General features: G+C 66.0%; 3 protein-coding genes. 2 read left to right on the top strand and 1 reads right to left on the bottom strand.

Features of this window, described 5'->3' with window-relative positions; genetic code table 11:
- A partial coding sequence (locus EOD07_RS28930; protein ID WP_164772634.1) for a zinc-binding dehydrogenase occupies positions 1–316 on the top strand: 316 nt, incomplete at its 5' end.
- A gap of 3 nt (positions 317–319) precedes the next feature.
- Entirely contained in the window at positions 320–1411 is a 1092-nt protein-coding gene (gene ugpC, locus EOD07_RS28925; protein ID WP_127237784.1) for a sn-glycerol-3-phosphate ABC transporter ATP-binding protein UgpC, read from the top strand.
- Here ugpC and EOD07_RS28920 read toward each other — a convergent pair.
- On the bottom strand, positions 1404–2953 hold a 1550-nt coding region (locus tag EOD07_RS28920), incomplete at its 5' end, for an FGGY-family carbohydrate kinase (protein WP_127237783.1). The two genes, ugpC and EOD07_RS28920, sit on opposite strands and share 8 nt — an antisense overlap.

The following is a 2953-nucleotide window of genomic DNA, read 5'->3' as shown; positions in this document are numbered from 1 at the left end:
CCCGAAGGCCTTCGCCAACCTGTTCGACATCGTGCGGCCGGGCGGCGCGGTGGTGCTGGTCGGCCTGCCGGTGGAGACGGTCGAGCTCAACGTTCCGGCGGCGATCTCCAAGGAAGTGCGCATCGAGACGGTATTCCGCTACGCCAACATCTTCGACCGCGCTTTGCAGCTCATCGCCTCCGGCAAGGTCGACCTCAAGCCGCTGATCACCGGCACTTATGATTTCTCCGAAAGCATCAAGGCGTTCGAGCGCGCCGCGCAAGGCAAGCCGCAGGACGTCAAGCTGCAGATCCTGCTGACCGGCGAGAAGGGATAAGGCATGTCCGCGATCGTTTGCTCCCATGTCGACAAGGCCTACGGCGCCACGACGGTCATCCGCGATCTCAACCTCGCGATCGAGGAGCATGAGTTCGTCGTGTTCCTCGGCCCGTCCGGCTGCGGCAAGTCCACGCTGCTGAGGATGCTGGCGGGGCTGGAGGATATCAGCGGCGGCGAGGTGTCGATCGGCGGCAAGGTGGTCAACGATCTGGAGCCCGGCGACCGCGGCATCGCCATGGTGTTCCAGAACTATGCGCTCTATCCGCATATGACGATCTTCGACAACGTCGCCTTCGGGCTGAAGCGGCAGAAGGTGCCGGCCGCCGAGATCAAGAAGCGCGTCGAGGCCGTCGCGAAAACGCTTGGTCTCGAACCCTATCTCGGCCGCAAGCCGACCGAGCTGTCCGGAGGCCAGCAGCAGCGCGTGGCGATCGCGCGCGCCATGATCAAAACACCGAAGGTCTTTCTCTTCGACGAGCCACTGTCCAACCTCGACGCCAAGCTGCGCAACCACATGCGCGTCGAGATCGCCAGGCTGCACCAGTCGCTGAAGACGACGACCGTCTATGTCACGCATGACCAGCTGGAAGCGATGACTTTGGCCGACCGCATCGTGCTTCTGAAGGACGGCGTGATCGAGCAGATCGGCTCGCCGGCGGAAATCTACCGGCGTCCCGGCAACCAGTTCGTAGCCGGCTTCATCGGCACGCCGAACATGAATTTCATCGAGGCTACGGTGGGCCGGAAGGGCGACGGCTGGACGCTGACCGGCGCCGGAACCGTGCTATCGCTGCAGGGCAGCGACTTCCATCTCGAGCAGGCCGATCGCGTGGTGCTCGGCATCCGGCCTCCGGACCTGAAGACAGCCGAAGCCGGCGCGGGAAACCTGTTGCAAGGCACCGCCGACCTCATCGAGTTCCACGGCAATGACGCGCTGGTGACGTTCGGCTCCGGCGGCAAGGAGATCAGCGCGCTGGTGCCGGCCCGCGAATGCCCGGAGTTGCGCGCGCCCGTGCGCTACAGCTTCGACGAGGACAGCATCCATCTGTTCGACGCGGAGACCGGCAAGTCGCTGCGCAGGCAGGCTAATTGATCGCGTCCAGCGCTTGCCGCTGGCGGTGCATCTCGAGGAAGACCCGGTAGTCGCGGTCGAAGCGGGCGCCGGCTTCCTTGTTTGGCGCGCGCGTCCTGCCGCCCTGCTGCATGGCGACGCAAGCCGCGTTGAGATCGGGGTAGAGCCCGGCGGCCGTCGCCGCCACCATGCCGGTGCCGAGCAGAACCGCCTCGTCGGCCAGCGGCTCGACCACGGTGCAGCCGGTGGCGTCGGCATAGAGCTCCATCAACAGCGGGTTCTTGGTGTGGCCGCCTGTGACATGCAGCGTGTCGATCAGATAGCCGTTCTCGTTCAGCGCCTCGAGCACATGGCGCACGCCGAGCGCGATGCCGACGGCGGTGCGCCAATAGAGCTTGCAGAGGCTGTCGAAGGAGGAATCGAGCGTCAGGCCGCTGATGACGCCGACGGCGTGCGGATCGGCGAGCGGCGAGCGGTTGCCGTGGAAATCCGGCAGCACATGCAGCCTGGCCGCCAGCGCATCGCCGTCCTCGGCGCGCAGCTCGGCGACGCGGCCAGCGATCTTCATATGCATGGCCGCGTCCGGCTCGCCGCCGGCGCCGTGCCAGCGGATGATGTGGTCGAGCAGCGCGCCGGTGGCCGACTGGCCGCCTTCCGACAGCCACAGCGTCGGCAAGGCCGCGCCGTAATACGGCCCCCACACCCCGGCGAAGGGCTGCGGGTCGAGCGACATCGCCATGACGCAGGACGATGTGCCGGCAATCAGCGCCAGGTGCCGGCTGATGTCCTTCTCATCGCCGGCAAAGCCTCCCAACACGCCGAGCGCGCCGGCATAGGCATCGATGACACCGGCGCCGACCCGGCATTTCTCGGTGAGGCCTAGCTCGGCCGCGGCCTTCGCAGTCAGCGGACCGATATCGGCGCCGACCGGGCTTGCCTTTTCCGGCAGATTGCCGTGCTCGAAGAGATCGCCAAGCCCGACCAGCTCGAAGAAATCGCGCCGCCAGCTTTTTTCCTCATGCGCGAGATAGGTCCATTTCGCCGTCAGCGTGCATTGCGAGCGGGCGAGCGAGCCCGATGCCTTCCAGGTCAGGAAATCGGCTAGGTCGAACAGATAGCCGGCTTCATTCCACGTCTGCGGCAGATGGCGCTTCAGCCACATCAGCTTCGGCGTTTCCATCTCCGGCGACATCACGCCGCCGATATAGTCGAGCACGGCGTGGCCACTGGTCGTGCATTCATCCGCCTCGGCGATGGCGCGATGGTCAAGCCACACAAGCGTGTCCCAGCGCTTCTCCCCGGTGACCGAGACGCTGATCTGGCCGCCCTGCCTGTCGCGCGCGACCAGCGAGCAGGTCGCGTCGAAGGAGATGCCGGCGATATCGCCGGCGGCGACGCCGGATTTCTCGAGAGCGGTCCGCACGGATTTGCAGACCGCCGACCAGATATCTTCCGAATCATGCTCGGCGTGATCGGGCTTGGGCTGGTGCATGGCGATCGGATGATCTGCGCGGCCGAGCAGGTTGCCTTCAGAGTCGAGAATGCCCGCGCGAGCGCTCCCGG

The sequence above is a fragment of the Mesorhizobium sp. M2C.T.Ca.TU.002.02.1.1 genome, assembly GCF_003997225.1.
This window is presented reverse-complemented; position numbering and strand designations above follow the sequence as displayed.

Bases quoted from the DNA above. Each gene is read 5' to 3' on its own strand.
- ugpC (WP_127237784.1), top strand. From the start codon at position 320: ATGTCCGCGATCGTTTGCTCCCATGTCGACAAGGCCTACGGCGCCACG.